At 42.0% G+C, this 21,940-nt stretch carries 18 protein-coding genes and 1 pseudogene; 14 read left to right on the plus strand and 5 right to left on the minus strand.

What is annotated here, in order from left to right:
- Positions 1-384: pseudogene (locus JIG41_RS04740) on the minus strand (signal recognition particle-docking protein FtsY); the annotation flags it as partial.
- Between the two features lie 211 nt (positions 385-595).
- Between JIG41_RS04740 and rsmD the strand changes: the two are divergent.
- The 13 genes from rsmD to JIG41_RS04805 all read left to right on the plus strand — a co-directional run bounded on the left by rsmD (position 596) and on the right by JIG41_RS04805 (position 16,017).
- Positions 596-1,213 (plus strand): 16S rRNA (guanine(966)-N(2))-methyltransferase RsmD, encoded by a 618-nt coding sequence (gene rsmD / locus JIG41_RS04745; protein ID WP_199524323.1) that lies wholly within the window; start codon positions 596-598, stop codon positions 1,211-1,213.
- 145 nt (positions 1,214-1,358) lie between these two features.
- Positions 1,359-1,574, plus strand: a complete 216-nt coding sequence (gene rpsU / locus JIG41_RS04750) for a 30S ribosomal protein S21 (protein WP_002957797.1) — start codon at positions 1,359-1,361, stop codon at positions 1,572-1,574.
- A 21-nt stretch (positions 1,575-1,595) separates the two neighbouring features.
- Complete coding sequence (locus JIG41_RS04755) at positions 1,596-2,042, plus strand: GatB/YqeY domain-containing protein (RefSeq protein ID WP_036971016.1); 447 nt, start codon at positions 1,596-1,598, stop codon at positions 2,040-2,042.
- A 135-nt stretch (positions 2,043-2,177) separates the two neighbouring features.
- The gene (dnaG, locus tag JIG41_RS04760) at positions 2,178-3,929 is read left to right on the plus strand and encodes a DNA primase (protein ID WP_199524324.1); all 1,752 of its coding nucleotides are present in this window, start codon (positions 2,178-2,180) and stop codon (positions 3,927-3,929) included.
- 123 nt (positions 3,930-4,052) lie between these two features.
- Entirely contained in the window at positions 4,053-5,906 is a 1,854-nt protein-coding gene (rpoD, locus tag JIG41_RS04765; protein ID WP_036971019.1) for an RNA polymerase sigma factor RpoD, read from the plus strand.
- A 66-nt stretch (positions 5,907-5,972) separates the two neighbouring features.
- Positions 5,973-6,854 (plus strand): 50S ribosomal protein L11 methyltransferase, encoded by an 882-nt coding sequence (prmA, locus tag JIG41_RS04770; protein WP_199524325.1) that lies wholly within the window; start codon positions 5,973-5,975, stop codon positions 6,852-6,854.
- Positions 6,855-7,114: 260 nt separating this feature from the next.
- On the plus strand, positions 7,115-8,086 hold the full coding sequence (gene dusB, locus JIG41_RS04775) for a tRNA dihydrouridine synthase DusB (RefSeq protein ID WP_199524326.1): 972 nt from the start codon (positions 7,115-7,117) through the stop codon (positions 8,084-8,086).
- Between the two features lie 21 nt (positions 8,087-8,107).
- A complete protein-coding gene (gene fis, locus JIG41_RS04780; protein WP_002957804.1) occupies positions 8,108-8,398 on the plus strand; it encodes a DNA-binding transcriptional regulator Fis in 291 nt (96 codons plus the stop codon).
- 362 nt (positions 8,399-8,760) lie between these two features.
- Positions 8,761-10,347 carry a bifunctional phosphoribosylaminoimidazolecarboxamide formyltransferase/IMP cyclohydrolase gene (gene purH / locus JIG41_RS04785; protein ID WP_065978124.1) on the plus strand — a complete coding sequence of 529 codons (1,587 nt, stop codon included), beginning with the start codon at positions 8,761-8,763 and terminating at the stop codon, positions 10,345-10,347.
- Positions 10,348-10,443: 96 nt separating this feature from the next.
- Positions 10,444-11,265, plus strand: a complete 822-nt coding sequence (locus JIG41_RS04790; protein WP_199524331.1) for a class I SAM-dependent methyltransferase — start codon at positions 10,444-10,446, stop codon at positions 11,263-11,265.
- Between the two features lie 16 nt (positions 11,266-11,281).
- Positions 11,282-12,568 (plus strand): phosphoribosylamine--glycine ligase, encoded by a 1,287-nt coding sequence (purD, locus tag JIG41_RS04795; RefSeq protein ID WP_075594076.1) that lies wholly within the window; start codon positions 11,282-11,284, stop codon positions 12,566-12,568.
- Between the two features lie 94 nt (positions 12,569-12,662).
- The gene (locus JIG41_RS04800; protein WP_036971037.1) at positions 12,663-15,161 is read left to right on the plus strand and encodes an EAL domain-containing protein; all 2,499 of its coding nucleotides are present in this window, start codon (positions 12,663-12,665) and stop codon (positions 15,159-15,161) included.
- A gap of 46 nt (positions 15,162-15,207) precedes the next feature.
- A complete protein-coding gene (locus JIG41_RS04805; protein ID WP_036971040.1) occupies positions 15,208-16,017 on the plus strand; it encodes a DUF2797 domain-containing protein in 810 nt (269 codons plus the stop codon).
- Here JIG41_RS04805 and JIG41_RS04810 read toward each other — a convergent pair.
- Positions 16,014-18,518 carry an EAL domain-containing protein gene (locus JIG41_RS04810; protein WP_118843995.1) on the minus strand — a complete coding sequence of 835 codons (2,505 nt, stop codon included), beginning with the start codon at positions 18,516-18,518 and terminating at the stop codon, positions 16,014-16,016. The two genes, JIG41_RS04805 and JIG41_RS04810, sit on opposite strands and share 4 nt — an antisense overlap.
- Before the next feature lie 78 nt (positions 18,519-18,596).
- Between JIG41_RS04810 and JIG41_RS04815 the strand changes: the two genes are divergently transcribed.
- The gene (locus tag JIG41_RS04815; protein WP_036971045.1) at positions 18,597-18,890 is read left to right on the plus strand and encodes a DUF4144 family protein; all 294 of its coding nucleotides are present in this window, start codon (positions 18,597-18,599) and stop codon (positions 18,888-18,890) included.
- Here JIG41_RS04815 and JIG41_RS04820 read toward each other — a convergent pair.
- The 3 genes from JIG41_RS04820 to JIG41_RS04830 form a co-directional block, all read right to left on the minus strand.
- Complete coding sequence (locus tag JIG41_RS04820) at positions 18,887-19,807, minus strand: histone deacetylase family protein (protein ID WP_036971046.1); 921 nt, start codon at positions 19,805-19,807, stop codon at positions 18,887-18,889. The genes JIG41_RS04815 and JIG41_RS04820 overlap by 4 nt on opposite strands.
- A gap of 68 nt (positions 19,808-19,875) precedes the next feature.
- On the minus strand, positions 19,876-21,423 hold the full coding sequence (locus JIG41_RS04825) for a serine hydrolase (RefSeq protein WP_065978128.1): 1,548 nt from the start codon (positions 21,421-21,423) through the stop codon (positions 19,876-19,878).
- Positions 21,420-21,935, minus strand: a complete 516-nt coding sequence (locus JIG41_RS04830; protein ID WP_036971050.1) for a gamma-glutamylcyclotransferase family protein — start codon at positions 21,933-21,935, stop codon at positions 21,420-21,422. The genes JIG41_RS04825 and JIG41_RS04830 overlap by 4 nt, the downstream gene beginning before the upstream one ends.
- Positions 21,936-21,940 lie beyond the last annotated feature (5 nt).

A 21,940-nucleotide genomic window follows, 5' to 3' on the forward strand; every position in this document is an offset into this window, starting at 1 on the left:
CTTCTCTGCTGCAATTTGATCTGCTTCACGCTGCGCCTGTTCCGCTGCAATACGCTCTTGCTCTAACTTCATGGCCGCTTCTTGCTCTGCAAGACGCGCTTGTTGTTCTTGACGACGTTGCTCTGCTGCTTGCTGTTCTGCTGCGATACGTTCAGCTTCAGCCTTTTCTGCTGCAATACGTGCTTGTTCTACACGCTCGGCTTCAGCTTTTTCTGCTGCAATACGTTCCTGCTCTAAGCTCGCCGCTTGCGCTTTTTCAGCTTCAATACGCTGTTGTTCTTCTAATTGCTTTTGGTTATCAGCCTCATTTGCTGTTTGCTCTGCTTGTTGTTTTTCTGATTTGCCAAAACCAAACCAAGACAAGAATTTACTTTTTTTTGCCATACTTGCTAATAACCACTTATAAAAATCTGATAAACTTACATGAATAATAGTTTGGTGATAGTTCAGCTATGCTCAGCCAAACCGAAACGGGTACCATCTATCGCTAAGGTCGCAATACTACCATTTTTAGCGCAGTAGAAAAATGACACACCAGCTATTGCTTGCAATATTATCTGAGCTGGGGGTCAGTTACCAATAATTAGTGAGTTAAATGAGAAAAAAATCAACAGCTAACCGCCAAGTAAACGCTAGCAATAATAAATCAGCAAATGGCTTTATCCGTATTATTAGCGGACAATTTCGTGGCAGAAAACTTCCTGTTAAAGATGTACAAGGTTTACGTCCAACGACTGATCGCATTAAGGAAACCGTGTTTAACTGGTTAATGCAAGATACGCGTGATGCAGCGGTCCTTGACTGCTTCGCAGGTTCTGGCGGGTTAGGATTCGAAGCGTTGTCACGCTTTGCTAAACGTGCTGTATTTTTTGAGCTTGATAAAAGTGCTGCATCTCAACTTATACAAAATATAAGCACCCTCAAACTTGAAAATGCCACAATTAAACAGGGCGATAGCCTCGCATTATTGGCAAATAATTCGCTAGATGAGCAGTTTGATCTTGTTTTTGTTGATCCGCCATTCCGACAAAATTTAGCTGAAAAAAGTTGTTTATTACTCGAATCAAATCAATGGTTAACTGAGCAAGCGTTGATTTATGTGGAACTTGAAAGTGAGCTAACCAGCTTCACTCCCCCAGGTAACTGGCTGCTTTTAAAGGAGAAATCTGCAGGGCAGGTAATTTGTCGTTTGTATCAACGAGAGCCAAATTAATACTGTTTAGCCGCCTCAGTTTCTGTTAATATTATTCTTTACATGTGGTGTTGCTTCGGATTACAATACCGCACCATTTTTGAACCACTTGATCGTTATTCGATCAACTTGAGCAACGCTCATTATTTAGGTAGGTGAATTTTTAATGCCAGTAATTAAAGTAAGAGAGAACGAACCGTTTGACGTAGCACTTCGTCGCTTCAAGCGTTCATGTGAAAAAGCAGGTATCCTTTCAGAAGTTCGTCGTCGCGAGCACTATGAAAAGCCAACAGCTGAGCGTAAGCGTAAAAAAGCTGCTGCAGTAAAGCGTCACATGAAGAAGCTTTCTCGCGATAACGCACGTCGCGTTAAATTATACTAATCAGTATTTGGTCTTGTATAAATGAGCCTTTTATTAACGCTAAAAGATGCGCAAAAAGATGCGATGAGAGCAAAAGACAAAGACCGTCTTAAGCCAATCCGCATGGTACTTGCTGCAATCAAGCAACGTGAAATTGACGAGCAAATCACGCTAGACGACGACGGAATTACCGCTGTTTTAGTGAAGCTTGTAAAACAACGTCGCGACTCTTACACCCAGTATATTGATGCGGGTCGTGAAGATTTAGCAGAAATTGAAGCCAATGAGATTAAAGCTCTTGAAGAATTCTTACCTCAACAATTGAGTGAAGAAGAAATCATTGCTCTTATTGACTCGGCTATTGCTGATACAAACGCAGCAGGTATGCAAGACATGGGTAAGGTAATGGGAGTAATCAAAAGCAAAGCCGAAGGTCGTGCCGATTTAGGTAAGATTTCTGGCTTAATCAAGCAACGATTAACTGCCTAACCCCCACATACAGACGTATGATTCAAGCAAACCGAGCCTAGTGCTCGGTTTCTTGTTTTTAGTCTTTCATAAAGAGAGTAATTGTGTTCAAATCTCACTTTAGAACGCAAAAATAGCGCAGGAAAAACAACAGCTATGGCCGGAAAAATCCCTCGACAATTTATTGATGATTTGCTCGCACGAACAGATATTGTTGAGCTAATTGATTCAAAAGTTGGCCTAAAAAAAGCCGGGAAAGACTACCAAGCATGTTGCCCTTTTCACAACGAAAAAACCCCGTCATTTACTGTTTCTCAAGATAAACAGTTTTACCACTGCTTTGGTTGCGGAGCGAATGGTAATGCCATTTCGTTTGTCATGGAATACGACAAATTAGAGTTTGTTGATGCTATTGAAGAGCTAGCTAGTATTCTAAATTTAGACGTACCACGTGAGCAAGGCACTAGTTCAGGTCCACAGCGTACCGCCGAGCAAAAACGTTCCGATTACGATTTAATGCTTCATGCCGCCCGTTTTTATCAGCACCAATTAAAACACCATAGCAACTCAAAAGCGGTAATTGATTACATAAAAGGCCGTGGCCTAAGCGGTGAAACCGCTAAAAAGTTCATGATTGGTTATGCGCCAAGTGAATGGGAAGCACTGTGTCAGCAATTAGGCCGAAATAAAGAGCAAAAAGAGCAATTAATTGAGCTAAAACTCGCGTCTGAAAAGTCGCCGGGTCGCCAATTTGACTTTTTTCGTGATCGGCTCATGTTTCCTATTCGTGATAAGCGAGGCCGGGTTATTGCCTTTGGTGGTCGCGTGATGCAAGCCGATCAAGGCCCAAAATACCTTAACTCTCCTGAGACACGTATTTTCCACAAAGGTTTTGAGCTTTATGGTTTATACGAAGCGAAACAAGCACATAAGAAACTTGAACATATTTTAATTGTTGAAGGGTATATGGATGTGGTTGCCTTAGCAGAGCAAGGCATTGAATACGCTGTAGCAGCACTTGGCACAGCAACCACAGCTGAGCACATGCACACCTTGTTTAGAACCACTGATAAAGTGATATGCTGCTATGATGGTGATAGAGCGGGTCGTGATGCAGCATGGCGCGCACTCGAAAATGCCCTGCCTTATTTAGCTGATGGCAAATCACTTCAATTTGTCTTTTTACCTGACGGTGAAGACCCCGACTCATTGGTACAAAAAGAAGGAAAAGAGGCATTCGAAGCACGCCTAGCAGAGGCCGATGATTTCAGCAAAGTGTTGTTCAGCAAGCTAAGCCAAGAGATTGACCTAACGAAAGACGCTGGCAAAGCAAAGTTACTCAGTGATGCCTTACCTTTAATCGAAAAAATACCGAGTGAATTTTACCAAGAAAATATACTGGAACATTTGGGCCGATTAATTGGTCGTACACGAGAGCAATTGAGTAATCGGGTTAAAACCCCGAAGCAGCAACATGCAATTGAGCGTAAATTTAAAATAACGCCGATGCGTCAAGCTATAGGTATTTTATTGCAGCATCCGAATCTAGCAACGAGCATCGCTTACATGCCTGAACTTGCTGAAATGAAAATTGCCGGCATTGAGCTATTTTTACGGATACAGGATTTAGCACTTGAACGACATGGTATTACAACCGCGCAAATCTTAGAATCGTTCCGAGATAGCGCTGAATATGATGCATTAGTGAAATTAGCAACTTGGCAGCATCAAATAAATGACGATCGTTTAGATACAGTTTTCAAAAATACTTTTAAATTTATTGAAGACCAGTGTTTAAATTATCGACTAGAGACCCTATTAATAAAAGACAAGACCCAAGGCTTAAGCAGCGAAGAACGGCTAGAATGCCACTTACTGACGCAAGCGTTAAAAGGCAGCAACAGCTAGTCAGAATTGAATAAAGCTGTTATACTGTGCTATTCACTGCGTCTAGTTAGTTTTCGTGTCGCTTATTTTTTAAGCGAGCTGGCGCCTGTTGTATCAACTTTCAGAGTGGAAGAAAAAATCTCTATGGATCCAACTCCTCAGTCACAATTAAAGCTTCTGATTCAAAAAGGTAAAGAGCAAGGTTATTTAACTTTTGCAGAAGTTAATGATCACCTTCCACAAGACATTATCGACTCAGATCAGGTAGAAGATATCATTAGCATGATTAATGATATGGGTATCAAGGTAAGTGAAAACGCGCCTGATGCCGATGAATTAATGATGCAAGAAACAACGACAGACGAAGACGCAGCAGAAGCCGCGGCCGCTGCACTTGCGACTGTAGAAAAAGAGATCGGTCGAACGACTGACCCTGTGCGTATGTACATGCGCGAAATGGGTACTGTTGAGCTACTTACACGTGAAGGCGAAATTGTTATCGCCAAGCGTATTGAAGAAGGTATCAACCAAGTTCAGATTTCTGTTGCTGAATACCCTGAAGCAATTACATATCTACTCGAGCAATGGGACAAGTTTGAAGCAGAAGAAATGCGCTTAAGCGACATTATTTCTGGTTTCTTTGATCCTAATAATGAAGACGAATCACAAATTTCTGCGACTCACATCGGTTCAGATCTAAATGAAGAGCAGCTCGACGACGAAGACGACGATGACGACGACGACGACGATGATGACAGCGATGATGATGCAGATGGTGACACAGGTCCAGATCCTGAAGAAGCACGTGTCCACTTCGAACATTTGCGTGAGCTTTACAATAAAGCACGCGATACATTCGAAGCAAAAGGCCGCTCACACCCTGATTCACAAGCTGCTATTTTTGAAATCGGTGAACTGTTTAAAACATTTAAACTAGTTCCTAAACAGTTTGATCGCATGGTAAACAACATGCGTGAAATGATGGATCGCGTTCGTGTACAAGAACGTCTTATCATGAAGCAAGCTGTACAAATTGCGAAGCTACCAAAGAAAAACTTTGTGAAGCACTTCGCTAACAACGAAACAGACACTGCTTGGATTGATCTTGAAATTGCTGCAAACGAGAAGTACTCAGTAGCACTTGAAGAAGTAAAACCAGAAATAATTCGTTGTATTAGCAAGTTATCTGCAATTGAAGAAAGCACTGGCTTAAGTATTGAGCGTATTAAAGATATCAACCGTCGTATGAGCATTGGTGAAGCTAAAGCGCGCCGTGCAAAGAAAGAAATGGTTGAAGCCAACTTACGTCTTGTAATTTCAATTGCGAAAAAATACACCAACCGTGGTTTACAATTCTTAGACCTTATCCAAGAGGGTAACATTGGTCTAATGAAAGCGGTTGATAAGTTCGAATATCGCCGTGGTTATAAGTTCTCTACTTATGCAACATGGTGGATCCGTCAAGCAATTACGCGTTCAATTGCTGACCAAGCGCGTACCATCCGTATTCCTGTGCACATGATTGAGACGATCAACAAGTTAAATCGTATCTCTCGTCAAATGTTACAAGAGATGGGCCGTGAGCCGAGCCCAGAAGAGTTAGCTGAGCGTATGTTAATGCCTGAAGATAAAATTCGTAAGGTACTTAAAATCGCTAAAGAGCCAATTTCGATGGAAACTCCTATCGGTGATGATGAAGATTCGCACTTAGGTGACTTCATTGAAGATACAACCATTGATTCGCCAATTGATTCTGCAACAATGGAATCTCTTCGAGGCGCAACCAATGACGTATTAGCAGGTCTAACAGCACGTGAAGCTAAAGTACTGCGTATGCGTTTCGGTATCGACATGAACACCGACCATACTTTAGAAGAAGTAGGTAAACAATTTGACGTAACACGTGAGCGTATTCGTCAAATTGAGGCGAAAGCGTTACGTAAATTACGTCACCCTTCTCGCTCAGACTTACTAAAAAGCTTCTTAGATGCTAAATAAATAGCATTATTAATATATTAACTAAAAGGCCGCTGTTGCGGCCTTTTTTCTATTTGAGAGACGACCATGGCTTGGATCCAAATTCGCATAAATGCAAACGCTGATAATGCCGAGATGATCAGCGACTTACTTATGGACACTGGCAGCGCATCGGTTACTTATGTTGATGCGAAAGACACCCCTATTTATGAACCAAAACTTGGTACAGTACAACTGTGGGCTGATACCACGGTGATTGGTTTATACGATGCTAATCATGATATGGACAGCGTCGTAGCCGTACTTAAGGCTGAACCGATGCTCGCTGACAAACTCGTATACAAAATTGAGCAACTTGAAGACAAAGACTGGGAACGTGAGTGGATGGATAACTTCCACCCGATTAAGTTCGGTGAGCGCTTATGGATTTGTCCAAGCTGGCGTGATATTCCAGAACCGGATGCAGTCAATGTATTGCTTGATCCTGGTCTTGCTTTTGGCACGGGCACACATGCAACGACAGCGCTATGCTTAAAGTGGCTAGAAAGCCAAGATTTAACCGGAAAAACGGTCGTCGACTTCGGGTGTGGCTCAGGTATTTTAGGAATTGCAGCGATCAAATTAGGTGCTGAACGAATGATCGGCATCGATATTGATCCTCAAGCAATTGAGGCCAGTCGCGATAATGCTGAGCGCAATGGTGTTGCAGACAAGCTCGAAGTGTATTTACCTGAAGATCAACCTGATTTTAGTGCTGATGTGGTTGTTGCGAATATCTTAGCACAACCTCTTAAAGAGCTTCATGAAGTCATTTTGGGACTATTAAAGCCCAACGGTAAAATTGCTATGTCGGGTATTTTAGAGGAACAAGCACAATCTGTTGCCGATGTTTACGCACCGTTTTTAGCACTTGACGAGATTGCTGTTGAAGGTGAATGGACACGTGTTAGTGGTACCAAAAAGTCATAATACACATCTGAACATTTAATAGGTAAAGCCAGTATTTAACAGGCTTTACCTTATTTTTACACTCTTCAATTTGTTATCTATTTTCACGCGAATTTTTTTCTGGTTAAATAACAAACAAATCAACCCGCCCGTCAAACTGTTATCAAAAGTCAATACAAAATAGGCAAAAAAAAGTCACTTTTGTTCAATTTATAGCCTTTGATTTTTGCAAAAAAAGCCGTAAACTTAGCGCCCCTTGAAAAGAGGCCTATTGAATAACAGTGCGTATCGGTTCATACCAACTTGAGAACAACGTAATTGTCGCGCCAATGGCAGGCATTACAGACAGACCATTTAGACAACTTTGCCGTCGCTTAGGTGCGGGGCTTGCGGTATCTGAAATGCTCTCGTCAAACCCAAAAGTGTGGAAAACCGAAAAGTCGATGAACCGTATGGATCACAGCGGTGAATCGGGTATTCGCTCGGTGCAGATTGCCGGAGCCGATCCTGAGCTTATGGCACAGGCAGCACAATTCAATGTTAGCAACGGTGCACAGATCATAGATATTAATATGGGGTGCCCAGCTAAAAAAGTGAATAAGAAACTCGCAGGCTCAGCCTTATTACAGTTTCCTGAATTAGTGGAAGAGATACTCGATGCAGTTATTAATGCTGTCGATGTCCCTGTCACCTTAAAAATCCGTACTGGATGGGATCAGGATAACCGTAATGGTGTCGAGATTGCGAAAATAGCTGAACGTTATGGCATTGCTTCTTTGGCTGTACATGGGCGTACGCGCGCATGTATGTACAAAGGTGAAGCAGAGTACGCCACGATTAGGGATATTAAACGTTCAGTGTCGATCCCTGTCGTTGCCAATGGTGATATTACATCACCAGAAAAAGCAAAACAGGTTTTGGATTATACGGGTGCAGATGCCATTATGATTGGTCGAGCCGCCCAAGGTCGCCCTTGGATATTTAGGGAGATAGACCACTATTTGCGAACTGGAGAACATTTGCCAGCACCTGAAATTGCAGAGGTGCGTAGCATTTTGATGGAGCACTTAGCAAACCTTCATCAGTTTTACGGTGAGCCAATGGGAGCGCGTATCGCTCGTAAGCATGTATCTTGGTATTTGCAAACCCATGACAGTGACGGTCAGTTTAGGCGAGTATTTAATGCGTTAGATAACCCACAGGCACAAGTCGACGCATTAGAGCAATACTTTAAAACACTAGCAGCTAACTAAGAAAGAAAGAGACATATAACGATGTTCGAACAAAACGTGACTTCTCCATTTATCACAAACCCTCATGTACAGTCACACGAGAAACCACAGCCGTTGCGTGATGCAGTGAAAAAAGCGGTTCATCACTACTTGAAGCAACTTAATGGTCAAGACGTACAAGACGTATACGACCTTGTTCTTTCTGAGCTAGAAGCACCATTACTTGAAGAAGTAATGACGTACACGCGTGGTAACCAAACTCGTGCAGCAATCTTACTAGGTATCAACCGTGGTACTTTACGTAAGAAGCTTAAAAAATATGGCATGAACTGATACCAGTTGTATTGAAACCGTAATCATTCTAACGAGCTAAATAAGTCCCTAACTGCGTTAAAAATTTCTTATGTAGAATAACTACACTGCAAAATTTTTGCCTTGTTATTGACTTATTTCTCTGTCGTTATAATTGCTTACTAATCCAATACAACTGGTATAGAAGTTTTTTAAGAACTGGTATATAAGTTTTTAAAGAGCTGATATAAAAGTTTTGAATAAAAAGCACCTTAGGGTGCTTTTTTTATAACCGTTAAAAACTATGCAAATTCCTCACGCTTAAAACATCGTTTTCTCAGCAATATTCAGTTAAAATACCGCCTTTCTAAGCTAGCTCAAACATTGAGGTAATCAAAACTACAATGGATACACATCGTCCAATTCGTCGCGCACTATTAAGTGTGTCAGATAAAACCGGTATCGTTGAATTTGCTCGCGCTCTTGAAGCTCAAGGCGTAGATATTTTATCAACAGGCGGTACTTGCAAATTACTTGCTGATAATGGCATTAAAGTCACTGAAGTATCTGACCATACTGGTCACCCTGAGATCATGGATGGTCGCGTAAAAACACTTCATCCAAAAATTCATGGCGGCATTCTTGCGCGTCGCGGCCAAGATGAAGATGTAATGAGCGAGAACAATATCTCTGCTATCGATATCGTTGTAGTTAACTTATACCCCTTCGCAAATACAGTTGCGAAAGAAGACTGCAGCCTTGAAGATGCAATTGAAAACATTGATATCGGCGGTCCAACAATGGTGCGTGCTGCAGCGAAAAACCACAAAGACGTGACTATCGTTGTTAATGCGAAAGACTATGACCGTGTAATCAGCGAAATGCAAAGCAACAATGGCTCAACAACGTATAAAACACGTTTTGACCTAGCGATTGCTGCGTATGAGCACACAGCACAATACGATGGTATGATTGCAAACTACTTCGGCAAAATGGTTCCTGATTATACAGAGGAAGCTGCTGAAGAAACTAAATTCCCTCGTACAATCAACATGCAATTCACTAAAAAGCAAGACATGCGCTACGGTGAAAATTCACACCAAGATGCTGCTTTCTATGTTGAAAATGACGTTGCAGAGGCATCTGTTGCAACCGCAGTACAACTTCAAGGCAAAGCATTATCATTCAATAACATCGCAGATACGGATGCTGCATTAGAGTGTGTTAAAGAATTCGACGTACCCGCCTGTGTTATCGTAAAACATGCGAACCCATGTGGTGTGTCTATCGGTGAAAATATTCTTGAAGCGTACGACCGTGCATTCAAAACTGACCCTACATCAGCATTTGGTGGCATCATTGCTTTTAATAAAGAGCTAGATGCAGACACAGCCGAAGCGATTGTTTCTCGTCAGTTCGTAGAAGTTATCATTGCTCCTAAAGTATCAGAAGCCGCAGCACAGATCGTTTCAGCTAAACAAAACGTACGTTTATTAGAATGCGGTGAATGGTCTGCCAAGACAACTGGTCACGATATCAAACGTGTTAATGGTGGTATCTTAGTTCAAGACCGTGATTTAGGTATGGTAACCCAAGGTGACCTTAAAGTTGTTACTAAGCGTCAGCCTACTGAGCAAGAATTAAAAGACTTATTATTCTGCTGGAAGGTTGCAAAATTCGTTAAGTCAAACGCAATTGTTTACGCTCGTGACGGTATGACTATTGGTGTAGGCGCCGGCCAAATGAGCCGTGTTTACTCAGCGAAAATTGCAGGAATTAAAGCAGCTGATGAAAACCTTGAAGTAAAAGGCTCTGTAATGGCATCTGATGCATTCTTCCCGTTCCGTGACGGTATTGATGCAGCTCGCGACGCTGGTATCACAGCGGTTATTCAACCTGGTGGTTCAATGCGCGATGAAGAAGTTATCGCGGCAGCTGATGAAGCGGGTATGGCAATGGTATTTACTGGTATGCGCCATTTCCGCCACTAATTACATAAAGGGTTAAGCAAATTGTTTAACCCTTTTTGTTTGCTACTAATTCACGTATTCTGATTATTAATAACCCTAAAAATGAAGGAATAGATGATGAAATTTGCCGTAAAATCGCTACTTGTTGCAAGCCTAGCACTTGCATCTGCACACGCACTCAGTCACAGCCATGAATCAGCGCTTACAAGTGCTGTACAATCAAGTGAACGTGACGCTAAAAACAGCGCGCGCGATACATATCGCCACCCTATTGAAACCCTTGAATTCTTTGGTTTCAAACCGACAATGACAGTGGTAGAAATTGCCCCTGGTGGTGGTTGGTACAGCGAAATCTTAGCGCCGGCTGTAAAAGGTCATGGCGTCTATTACGCGGCACATTTCCCAGCTGATTCAGAAGTCGGTTATTATCAACGTTCATTAGCGGGTTTTAAGAAAAAGATGAGCGATGATGCACGTTTTAGTGAAGTGAAACTCACTGAATTTGCTCCCATTACTCACCTTGATATTGCCCCAGCCGACAGTGCTGACTTAGTACTCACATTTAGAAATGTACACAACTGGTACATGGGTAAAGAGAAAGAAGGCACCTTAAGTGCATTTAAAGCATTTTATAAAGCACTTAAACCTGGTGGCACACTAGGCGTTGTTGAACATCGCCTTCCTGAATCTCGTAGTGATGACGATCAGAAATCTTCAGGTTATATGAAACAAAGCTATGTGATTGATATTGCAAAACAAGCAGGCTTTGAACTGGTAGCAACTAGTGACATTAATGCAAACCCACTCGACACAGCAGATCACCCTAAAGGGGTATGGACATTGCCACCACGCTTAGCGCTTGACGAACAAGACGCTGCAAAATATAAAGCGATTGGTGAAAGTGACCGCATGACGCTGAAGTTTAAAAAACCGCTTTAAATAGGATTATTTCGCCATGAATGTACTTGTCATCGGCAGTGGCGGCCGCGAACACGCACTTGCGTTTAAGGCTGCCCAAAATAGTAAAGTAAACACGGTATTCGTTGCGCCAGGTAATGCTGGTACGGCACTAGAGCCAAAACTTGAAAACGTTGCAATCAATGTTGAAGACCTTGAAGGTCTTGTTACGTTTGCAAAAGAAAACGCTGTAGAGCTCACCATTGTAGGTCCTGAAGTGCCATTGGTACTGGGTGTTGTTGATACATTCCGTGAACACGGTCTTGCTATCTTCGGCCCTACAGCTGGTGCGGCACAACTGGAAGGCTCAAAGTCATTCACGAAAGACTTTTTAGCACGACACAATATTCCAACAGCTGATTATCAAACATTTGAACAAATTGACCCTGCTCTTGCTTATTTAAAAGAAAAAGGCGCTCCAATTGTTGTTAAAGCAGACGGCTTAGCGGCAGGTAAAGGCGTTATTGTTGCAATGACTGAGAGCGAAGCTGAAGAAGCTATCCGCGACATGCTTGCAGGTAATAGCTTTGGTGAAGCGGGTAGCCGTGTGGTTATCGAAGAGTTCTTAGAAGGTGAAGAAGCGTCTTTCATCGTCATGGTTGATGGTAAAAACGTATTGCCATTCGCGACAAGCCAAGACCACAAACGTGCTTACAATGGCGATAAAGGTCCAAACACTGGCGGTATGGGTGCATACTCACCTGCCCCCGTTGTTACAGATGAAATTCACCAACGTGTTATGAATGAAGTGATCAACCCTACGGTTGAAGGTATGGCGCAAGAAGGCCACCCTTACACTGGTTTCTTGTACGCAGGTTTAATGATCACTGCAGACGGTACACCAAAAGTGATCGAGTATAACTGTCGTTTTGGTGATCCTGAAACACAACCAATGATGCTGCGTTTGAAATCAGATCTTGTTGAATTAATTGAAGCGGCTAACCGTGAAGAATTAGATAAAACAAGCATTGAATTTGATCCGCGTGCAGCAGTGGGTGTTGTTCTTGCAGCGAAAGGTTATCCTGGTGATTACCCGAAAGGTGATGCAATTAACGGTTTACTTGTTAATTACCCTGAAGGCGAAAAGGTATTCCATGCTGGCACTAAGCAAGATGCTGATGCGGTTGTAACCGCGGGTGGTCGCGTATTATGTGCAACCGCACTAGGTAATACGGTAACCGAAGCACAGCAACGCGCGTATAAGCTAGTTGAGCAAATCAGCTGGGATGGTATGGAGTATCGCACCGACATCGCTTACCGTGCTATTGCACGTGAACAGCATTAAGGTCGAACCTGTACCCTTGTGAAAAAAGCGCAGTTTAACTGCGCTTTTTTAATGCTACACTGTAGTAAAGTATTAATTTGTTAAAGAACCCATTTTGAATAATAAAACGCTGAAATATCATTTTGTTTCATTTTTTATTCTTGCAACTTTGTTTTTTATCATCACGACTTTGTCGACTCATCTTGCAAGCCCTACTCGTTATACTATTGATAAAACAGCGCCTGTATACACCCACACAGCTTACCGTATTGACGACACTGAATCATTAACCCTTAAAGAGCTCCTTTCTGAGCCAAAGAAATTAATTGAGCAACCCTTCGAGTACATAGAATGGGATTTAGCGGCAAAAGATTACTGGCTCAAGCTAGACCTGGAAAATAGACAATCGAAAGCAATTGATTTATTTATCCACTTCGACAATCCCATGGTTGACTATTTAACCCTGTTTGAATTGGATGCTGATCAAAAGCTGATCAAAAAAACGAGATTAGGCGATAAAGTTACTGGGCTTAACTTATTTCAGTACAGTACGCCTCATGCGTTACTCACATTACAGGCTAACGAACAAACAACTCTGGTTGTAAAAATTGATACGGTTGGTATCAGCAAAACCCCCATCAAAATTTATGGTAAAAACGAATTTCAACACCTTATTCGCTCACAAGTGGGGATTTGGGGGATATTTATTGGCGTGCTTATCATGGCGGCCCTTTATAACTTAGTGTTATTTTTTGGTATTCGTGACCGTGTTTACCTAATTTACATTGGTTATATCATTTCAGCCTTATTACTTATGGGCTCAGTACTGGGTTTTGGTTTTTATTTATGGCCTCTTTCATGGCAACTATTTTTTAATGAACACGTCGTTTTTAGTAACTATGCCATTGCCTTTTTCACGGTCGCATTTTGCACCATGTTTTTGCGTTACCACAAAGACAACTGTCTTCTCTACAAACTCAGCATTAGCTTTTTAGCCTTACTGTTCAGTTTTAGCTTAATTAGCTTCTTTATGTTGGAGTACCATTCGTCAAAGATTTTCTTTGCCTTAATGGTGCCGCTGTATATTTTATGTATTTGCATGATTTACAAAAAGCTTGTGAGTGGCTTTCGTTGGGCAAAGTTTTATGTGATGTCATGGGTCCCGTTAATAATAGGTGCTGCTGTGCAACCACTCGAATTAACGGGTTTTATCCCTTACAGTTTTGCAACTCGCCACCTATTTTTAATTGCGATTTTATGCGAGATCGTATTAATGGCAATGGCTTTGGCCGACCGTGTACGGTACCAACGAGAGAAAGCGCTGTATCATGCGACTCATTCGCAGCAAACAAAATTACTTAATCAGGCCATGTTAAAGCAAGCCTACATGAGAATGATAAATGAGCATAGAAACGCCAACTTATGCTTGTTAAAAATCGAGCAGTTTAATGCCTTAATGAGCATTTTAAATCCGACCCAAAGCAGTCATATCATTACCACAGTTGCTAAATCTTTAGAGCACCAACTTAGCAAACAAAGACAGTTTATAAGCTTAGAATCCTCACTGGATACCGCCCCAAAGGTAGCCGATTTAGGCAACGGCATACTGGCTTTTGTTTCAACCAAAATTCAACCGCAAGACGAGCTCAACGAAGAACTCAATACGCTTTGCAAACAACTGCCAAAGCAGTATCAAATATCAGGGCTAGATTTACAGCTTTATTACCGCTTCAGTATTACAGAACCTGTGGAAAATGATGGTTTTGACTCTTGGTTACAACGCGGCTATTTAGGGCTGTCACAAAAGCACCAAAATACAGATACAACCGCCCCACATATCGACATGGATTTAAGTTTAGCGGTGTCATTACAACACGCGATTCGCAGCAACTCTCTCGCCATTTACTTGCAACCCATTGTCAATTTACGCACCGGAACTATCGTGGGTGCTGAGGCGCTATTGCGCTGGCCATCAGCCGATAAGCACCTTGATATTGAGCAACTAATTTTACTTGCTGAACGCACAGGCCTTATCAACGAGCTAAGCTTATGGGTTATCGAAAAAGCATGTCAGACAGTGGCAAAACTGAATCAACAAGGCTATTACGATCACACGATTAGTGTGAATTTAAGTGCTAAAAATTTAGCCATTCCTAAATTAATCGAAAAAATCGAAAACAGTATCTTAAAGCACGGGGTTTCTGCTGCGCAGTTAAAATTTGAGTTAACTGAATTTGCACTGATAAAAAATCACACTGATATGGTGCGTTTCGTAAATGAATTAAATAAATTAGGAAGCCAAGTGATTCTTGATGACTTTGGTACAGGCTACTCTTCATTGAATTATTTAGTTAATTATTCATTTAGTACCATTAAAGTTGATAAGTCATTTATTCTCGACCTTACCAACAACGAGACACACCAAGTTATCGTTAAAACAGCCATTGATATGGCTCATAACCTGGATATGAATATCACCGTTGAAGGCATTGAGGATCAAACGACAGAACAGTTATTAATTAAAATGGGCGCCGACCAAGGACAAGGTTTTTATTACAGCAAAGCGATTCCATTCGATGAGTACCTGTCGTTAATTGCCACACATTCTAAATAGAGCATGTTACACTAGCCTTTTTTACATCTTTAGGGGCTATGTAAAGATGCAAGGCACACTTCGCAAATTAAAATCGTCGCACGCTGCACCCGTTCAATACCACCTGCCAATTGGTGATGAACTCGTTTCTTTAAATGATTACATTGGCAAAACACTGACACTGACTTTTACAGGCAATATTTTTTGTAGCAACTGCGGCAAGAAAACCAAAAAAAGTTACTCGCAAGGTCACTGCTTTGTATGCATGCGTAAGCTCGCTAGCTGTGATATGTGTATTATGAAACCAGAAACATGCCACTTTGATAAAGGGACTTGCCGCGAGCCACAATGGGGGGAAGAAAACTGCATGATCCCTCATTATGTCTATTTAGCAAACACTTCTGGATTAAAAGTCGGTATTACCCGTCACACGCAAATCCCCACTCGTTGGATTGACCAAGGCGCGACCCAAGCACTTCCTATCTTTAAAGTGCAAACTCGACTTCAATCGGGTCTTGTTGAAGTTGCTTTAGCACAGTTTATCGCCGATAAAACGAACTGGCGAAACATGTTAAAAGGCCAATCAGAAGTCATCGATTTAAAAGCTGCTGCTGCAGAACTTATTCCGCAAATAGAGCCTAAGCTCTCTGAACTTGCAGCGCTTTTTGGTGCAACAGCCATTGAAAAACTTAACGAAGACGTTGTTGAACTAGACTACCCTGTTAGCGAGTATCCGACAAAGGTTAGCTCTTTTAACTTTGATAAAAACCCTGAGGTATCTGGCGTACTTCAAGGTATTAAAGGTCAGTACCTCATTTTTGATACTGGCGTCATTAATATTCGTAAATTTACGTCTTATGAAGTCACTCTGGGTTAAGCACTCTGGGCTTTAGCAAGATAAAAGTCATACCATTGCTGCTTCGCTATGGGGCGGCAAAAGTAATACCCTTGGATGGTATCGCAGTTAAGCATTTGCAAATAGTTTAGCTGCTCTATTTTCTCCACGCCTTCAGCAACCACATGAATACTTAGACTTTTTGCAAGCGTAATTATTGCAGTTACAATCTCACTATTGCCATATTCATCCGGCACTTTGGCGATAAAACTGGCATCAATTTTCAATGTATCAATGGGTAACTTGGTTAAATAACTTAGCGCAGAATACCCCGTGCCAAAATCATCAAGCGTAATATGCACACCGAGTTTTTTTAGTGCAAGTAACTCTTGCTTCGCTTCACTAAAATGACTAATAAAGCAGCTTTCTGTTAGCTCAATTTCTAACTTGCGGGGGTCTACATCATATTGTTCAAGTAAACGCGCAACATTAGATGCCAGCAACCCCTGACGTAAATGATTGGCCGAAATATTAATCGCTAAACGGCCTGCCTCAATATCATATTGCCGCCATTTGGTTAATTCCTTACAGGCTTGCTCGATCACCCATAAATCAAGCTTAACAATTAAACCAAGCTCTTCTGCAAGGGGGATAAATTTGGCAGGCGATATCACACCTAAACTCGGCTCTTGCCAGCGTAATAATGCCTCAACGCCTAATATTTTACCGCTATTTAAATGCTGCTTAGGCTGAAAGTACAATTCGAATTCATCGCTTTCGATAGCATTTTGTAAACGACTCATCATCGCTAAACGCTCTAAAGAACGTGCATTCATCGCGGGCTTAAAGAGCTGAAATGAGTTTCGTCCGACTTCTTTAGCACGGTACATCGCTATGTCGGCATGTTTAAGCAACGTTGCACTATCAATGCCATCATCGGGGTAAACAGCCGCGCCGATTGAAGCAGTAATCGCAACCTCATGTTCATTAATTAATAGTGGCATACTGACTTGTTGTAATACTTGCTCTGCGAAGCCCAATAAAGTTTCAACACGGCTCACTTCGCACAGCAATACAAACTCATCGCCACCTAAACGCGCTAGAGTGTCTCCTTGGGGGAGAATAGATAAAATACGATCTGCAACTTGCGCTAATAAGTTATCGCCAGCATCATGCCCTAAGCTGTCATTGACTTCTTTAAAGCGGTCTAAATCAATAAACATCACAGCGAGTAGATCATCGTTTCGCTTAGCCGCACTTAATGCGATTGAAAGCCGGTCATTAAATAAGCGTCGATTAGGCAGACCGGTCAATTCATCGTAATAGGCAAGCTGTGAAATCTTTTCTTCTGCGCGCTTACGCTCCGTGATATCACTGAAAATAGCAGCGTAAAGAATTTCATCAACATTAGGGTCTTTAATTTTAATGATGGTCAACCACTCAACAAACTCTTCCCCCCCTTTTTTGCAGTTACAAATTTCTCCCTGCCAAACTCCGTCGTACTCAATGGCATGCCACATTTTCTGATAAAAAGAACGACTGTGTTTTGTAGAACTTAAAATACTCGGCCGTTTGCCGATGACTTCATGCTCAGCAAAACCTGTTAGCTTTGTGAACGCGGGGTTTACTTGAATAATCGTGCCGTCTCTTTGAGTCAGCATAATGCCATCGAGTGAAGCATCAATAATCTTATTAGCAAGGAATAAGTTACGCTGAGACTTTTGTAGTGCAATGTCGCGTTGTTCAATTGCACGCTCTAATTCACAGCAATAAGCCGATTCAATTTCAGTAATCAAATCGGCAAATGAAATAACGCCACAAATATCGGTATCTCTCACAACAAGATGACGTACATTTCGATCAGACATCAATCGGTACGCATCAAATAGGCTGCTTTCACTATCAATTTCAATCAATGGATAACTTGCATACTGCCAACAAGGATTTAGCCATTCAGTTTGAATGATCAACCCAACAATATCACGCTGCGTAATAATGCCATGAATGTCTAACGCTTGATTATAAACAAGAACGCTTTCAAGGCGCTTCGCGCGCATAATCTCAACCACGCCTTCGATAGACATCGCTGAGTCCACAATTTCTAAATCGGTGCGGTATTGCTCATGAATGGGTCTAAACTGTAAATAATGATCAAGCCCTTGATTATGAACTATATCAGAAAGGCTGAGCATTCCCGCGGGCTGCTTATCGTTATCCAATACCAACAAGTGACGAATCCCATGTTGCTGAAAACGCAATGTCGCATCACTCAGCAAGCACTGACTTGGCACAGAAACAACTGGCGCCGACATCACCTCGTGAATCGCCACATCTTTAAAAACAGGGCTGGTAATGTCTACCTGCAAGCAGTCAGCTTCGGTCCAAATACCGACAATTGATTGTTCGTGTTTAACAAAAATAGCCGTTACATTATGAACATGCATCAACCGCACAGCATCAACCAGCGGAGTATGCGCAGGGCACGATACCAGCTTTTGCGAGAAAACATCACCGACCTTTTGATGGCGTCTTGGTTGATTCATAAGCAAACTTACCTAGTTTTGAAAGGAGTTAGCAATTATAATCATTTCAACCTATGTAGCTTTGATGCAGGACAATAAATGCACCAATCATTTCCCTTGATCATCTGCGCACAGCAGGAGTTGGATTACTTAAAAGATGAGAGTGATCTGGAGAGTTTCTTATTTAATTTAGATGAAAATCAAAAAAATCAGGTCATTTTAATAGCCAAAAACGGCCAGCACTTTGACTTAAATAATAACCAACTCGCCCCATTGAGTGATACAGATCTGGCAAAGCGCGTAACGCAACATTTAACTCAAGAAGGTATTTGTTGTCTCAGTAAGGTAACGAGACTGACTACGCAACAAGCATTTTCACTGCTGGAGTCTTAGGGCGCATCCACCAGCGCTTTTACATGAGCAACGGCGCTGCGACCTAATGCAGAAAGAGCGTATCCCCCTTCTAAAAAAGACACAATACCCCGGCAGTGTTGTTGCTCACACAGCTCAGCGAGCTGAGATGTTAGCCATGCATAGTCATCTTCTACAAACTTTAAGCTTGCCATATCATCTTCTAAATGAGCATCAAATCCCGCACTTATGAATAATAACTCAGGCTGAAATTCAGTCAGTTTAGGAAGCCATTGCTCAAGATAAACAGCTTTTAAATCATTACCATCACTGGCAATTGGCAAGGGGGAATTAACCAGAGTTTGATTATTTTCAACAGCCGTATTCGGATAAAAAGGATGTTGGAACAAAGAGCAAAATAATACATTTTCATCGTCTAAAAAGATGTCTTGCGTACCATTACCATGGTGGACATCAAAATCAACAATTGCAATGCGCTGAACCCCTTTACTTTGGGCATACTTAACCGCAATTGCTAAATTATTAAAGACACAAAACCCTGCAGAAGTGGTACGGTTAGCATGATGGCCTGGGGGTCTTATAGAACAAAATGCTGCATCAATGTTATCAGCAAGAATTTCATCAACCGCAAGTATGCCCGCCCCTACAGCTCGCTCAATGGCTTTCATCGAGTCGGGACATAACCATGTATCACCATCTAGTTCAGCAAGGCCTGAGCTTGGAATCGTTTGCTCAACATGCCGAACAAGGGATTCATCGTGAGCACGTAAGAAGTCATTCCGGGTGGCTTTGGGCGCTTGTAAATGAGTTACCGCAATATCAACACCGCTTGCCAGTAAGCGATCAGTGATCATATCTAATCGTGCTGGACACTCTGGATGATCTTCTATCATTTTGTGTTTACGGCACATTGGGTGTGAGATAACAGCCGTTCTCATAACATGCTCCTTGAACAATTTTCTCCGATTATAACAAAGCCGCCATGTGGCGGCTTTGCGACTTTGGTTTACTTTTTAGCCTGTAAATCGAGGTTTCTAAAGTCAAAGCTAAAGTCAGTGACCTCGGTCGAAACGGCACGCATTGTCGCGCTACTGACACGGTTATCGGGGTTCATTTGGAACTCGATATACGCATCTGCTTCAAGCAGCTTCTCATCCCATTTAACAATAAACGTATTACCCGTGTAATGCTCAAGCTGGCCTTTTAAACGTTTGGTATGAGTGAAATCAATACGTAGTTGACCATTTAATTCTTCAATTATTACATCGCCATACCAGTTATCATGCAATGTGCCTGTGTAATTAATATTAGGCAGTTTAGGTTGATAATCAGCGGGGGTTTCTGGCGTAGCGTTCGCGTAGGCCTTTTCTTTGTTCTCAAAATGCTTTTTCGCTAACTCTTCCACCCAATCTTTATCGTCAAGTTCAAGGGCATCTTCCAATACTTCGTAAGTCACAGCTGATAATGCACTGAATGCTTGCTGGTTACTTAAAATGACAATCCCAAGGTTTTTCTCTGGGAGTAACGTTACTTGCGAAACCATGCCAAGAATCCCCCCACCATGGCCTAGCTTTTTAATTCCATGAAAGTCTTCAATACTCCACCCTAAGCCATAACCTCTAAATTGCTGATGATACATGTCATAGGCACTTTTTGATGCCAGTGAGGTAATGTGTGGATGCCACATTTGCTGCTGTTGTTTTTCTGTGAATAGTTGCTCACCGTTAGGCATTTTTCCGTGAGCAAGTTGTGTACGTAGCCACTGGCTCATATCGTTTACACTGGATGCTATTGCACCTGCACCACGAAAATCTTCTAAGTAATTAACGAAAAATGGGTGTAACTGACCATCCATCGGAATGTGGCCTATTGCCCAGTTTTTATTGCTTTTAGGAATGCGTGAAAAACCTGCTCGTGAATTCTCCATCGCAAGGGGTTGTAGTATGTTTTTTTCGATATAATCATTCCAGCTCATGCCTGAGACGCGTGCAACGACTTCGCCTGCCGTAACAAACATTAAATTGTTATACGCATACTTACTGCGAAAACTACTTGCCGGTTTTAAATATTTTAGACCTGCGATAATCTCATCAATCGATTTATCCGTGTCAGGCCAGATCATCAAATCGCCTTGGCCTAAACCAAGGCCACTGCGATGGCTTAATAAATCGCGTATGGTCATTTCTCGGGTCACGTACGAATCGTATAAACGAAACTCAGGTAGGTGATCAATCACCTTGTCATCCCAATTTAACTTACCTTCATCAATCAGTTTTGCTAACGCGGCTGCCGTGAACGCTTTTGTATTAGAGGCGATACCAAATAACGTGTCTTTGTTCACTTTTTTACCGGTATCAAGGTTCGCAATGCCAAAGCCTTTAGCTAGCACTACCTTGTCATTTTCAACAATCGCAACAGCCATCCCCGGTACATCAAAACGTGCCATTGAGGTTTCAATAACTTTTTCTATTTTTTTCGTGTCGATATCGGCATAGCTGTTAAATGCACAGCTAGTTAACAGCGCAGCTGCTACGGCTAATTTACGGAATGTCATAATGTACCTTGGTGATTTTTATTGTTATGAATAGCGAACTCTTTCGCTGCTCGGGTTTTATCTGGATCATCGCGACTGTCTCGCGATAGGATAGCTTCACTGTAATGATTTGGCACGCCAGCTTCAAGTGCGCCGCGATGAACATGCTGTAGATACCAGTCGAATGGCAGTAACGCGCTGTCTAATGTATTGGCAATGTAGCAATGCGCTGTCAATTGCTCACCTTCAACTAATTCTACACACACATCAACACAATCGTATCGTGGACCTTCAATTTCATCTAATATCGCTTTTTCAGCTAAACTTAACTGATACACCACACCATAAACTAACGCTTCAGGCTCGTGGGTTTGACGAATACTGCATTTAGCTGAGCCATCTGTGCTCACCATATCAAACGTCAGTTCGTAGCCTTTCAATACCGCTGTCCCGACACGCTTTGCTTCAGGCAGCCTAGCTAATAGACGACTTGACGACATGTTTGACCCAAATGAAAAGTTATATACTGTCATAATCA

The organism is Pseudoalteromonas sp. bablab_jr011, assembly GCF_016464045.1.
Lineage (GTDB): Bacteria > Pseudomonadota > Gammaproteobacteria > Enterobacterales > Alteromonadaceae > Pseudoalteromonas > Pseudoalteromonas lipolytica.

What these genes read in the sequence shown, in the direction of transcription:
- rsmD (WP_199524323.1), top strand. Translation starts at nt 596, where the DNA reads ATGAGAAAAAAATCAACAGCTAACCGCCAAGTAAACGCTAGCAATAAT.
- rpsU (WP_002957797.1), top strand. Translation starts at nt 1,359, where the DNA reads ATGCCAGTAATTAAAGTAAGAGAGAACGAACCGTTTGACGTAGCACTT.
- JIG41_RS04755 (WP_036971016.1), top strand. Translation starts at nt 1,596, where the DNA reads ATGAGCCTTTTATTAACGCTAAAAGATGCGCAAAAAGATGCGATGAGA.
- dnaG (WP_199524324.1), top strand. Translation starts at nt 2,178, where the DNA reads ATGGCCGGAAAAATCCCTCGACAATTTATTGATGATTTGCTCGCACGA.
- rpoD (WP_036971019.1), top strand. Translation starts at nt 4,053, where the DNA reads ATGGATCCAACTCCTCAGTCACAATTAAAGCTTCTGATTCAAAAAGGT.
- prmA (WP_199524325.1), top strand. Translation starts at nt 5,973, where the DNA reads ATGGCTTGGATCCAAATTCGCATAAATGCAAACGCTGATAATGCCGAG.
- fis (WP_002957804.1), top strand. Translation starts at nt 8,108, where the DNA reads ATGTTCGAACAAAACGTGACTTCTCCATTTATCACAAACCCTCATGTA.
- purH (WP_065978124.1), top strand. Translation starts at nt 8,761, where the DNA reads ATGGATACACATCGTCCAATTCGTCGCGCACTATTAAGTGTGTCAGAT.
- JIG41_RS04790 (WP_199524331.1), top strand. Translation starts at nt 10,444, where the DNA reads ATGAAATTTGCCGTAAAATCGCTACTTGTTGCAAGCCTAGCACTTGCA.
- purD (WP_075594076.1), top strand. Translation starts at nt 11,282, where the DNA reads ATGAATGTACTTGTCATCGGCAGTGGCGGCCGCGAACACGCACTTGCG.
- JIG41_RS04805 (WP_036971040.1), top strand. Translation starts at nt 15,208, where the DNA reads ATGCAAGGCACACTTCGCAAATTAAAATCGTCGCACGCTGCACCCGTT.
- JIG41_RS04810 (WP_118843995.1), bottom strand. Translation starts at nt 18,518, where the DNA reads ATGAATCAACCAAGACGCCATCAAAAGGTCGGTGATGTTTTCTCGCAA.
- JIG41_RS04815 (WP_036971045.1), top strand. Translation starts at nt 18,597, where the DNA reads ATGCACCAATCATTTCCCTTGATCATCTGCGCACAGCAGGAGTTGGAT.
- JIG41_RS04820 (WP_036971046.1), bottom strand. Translation starts at nt 19,807, where the DNA reads ATGAGAACGGCTGTTATCTCACACCCAATGTGCCGTAAACACAAAATG.
- JIG41_RS04825 (WP_065978128.1), bottom strand. Translation starts at nt 21,423, where the DNA reads ATGACATTCCGTAAATTAGCCGTAGCAGCTGCGCTGTTAACTAGCTGT.
- JIG41_RS04830 (WP_036971050.1), bottom strand. Translation starts at nt 21,935, where the DNA reads ATGACAGTATATAACTTTTCATTTGGGTCAAACATGTCGTCAAGTCGT.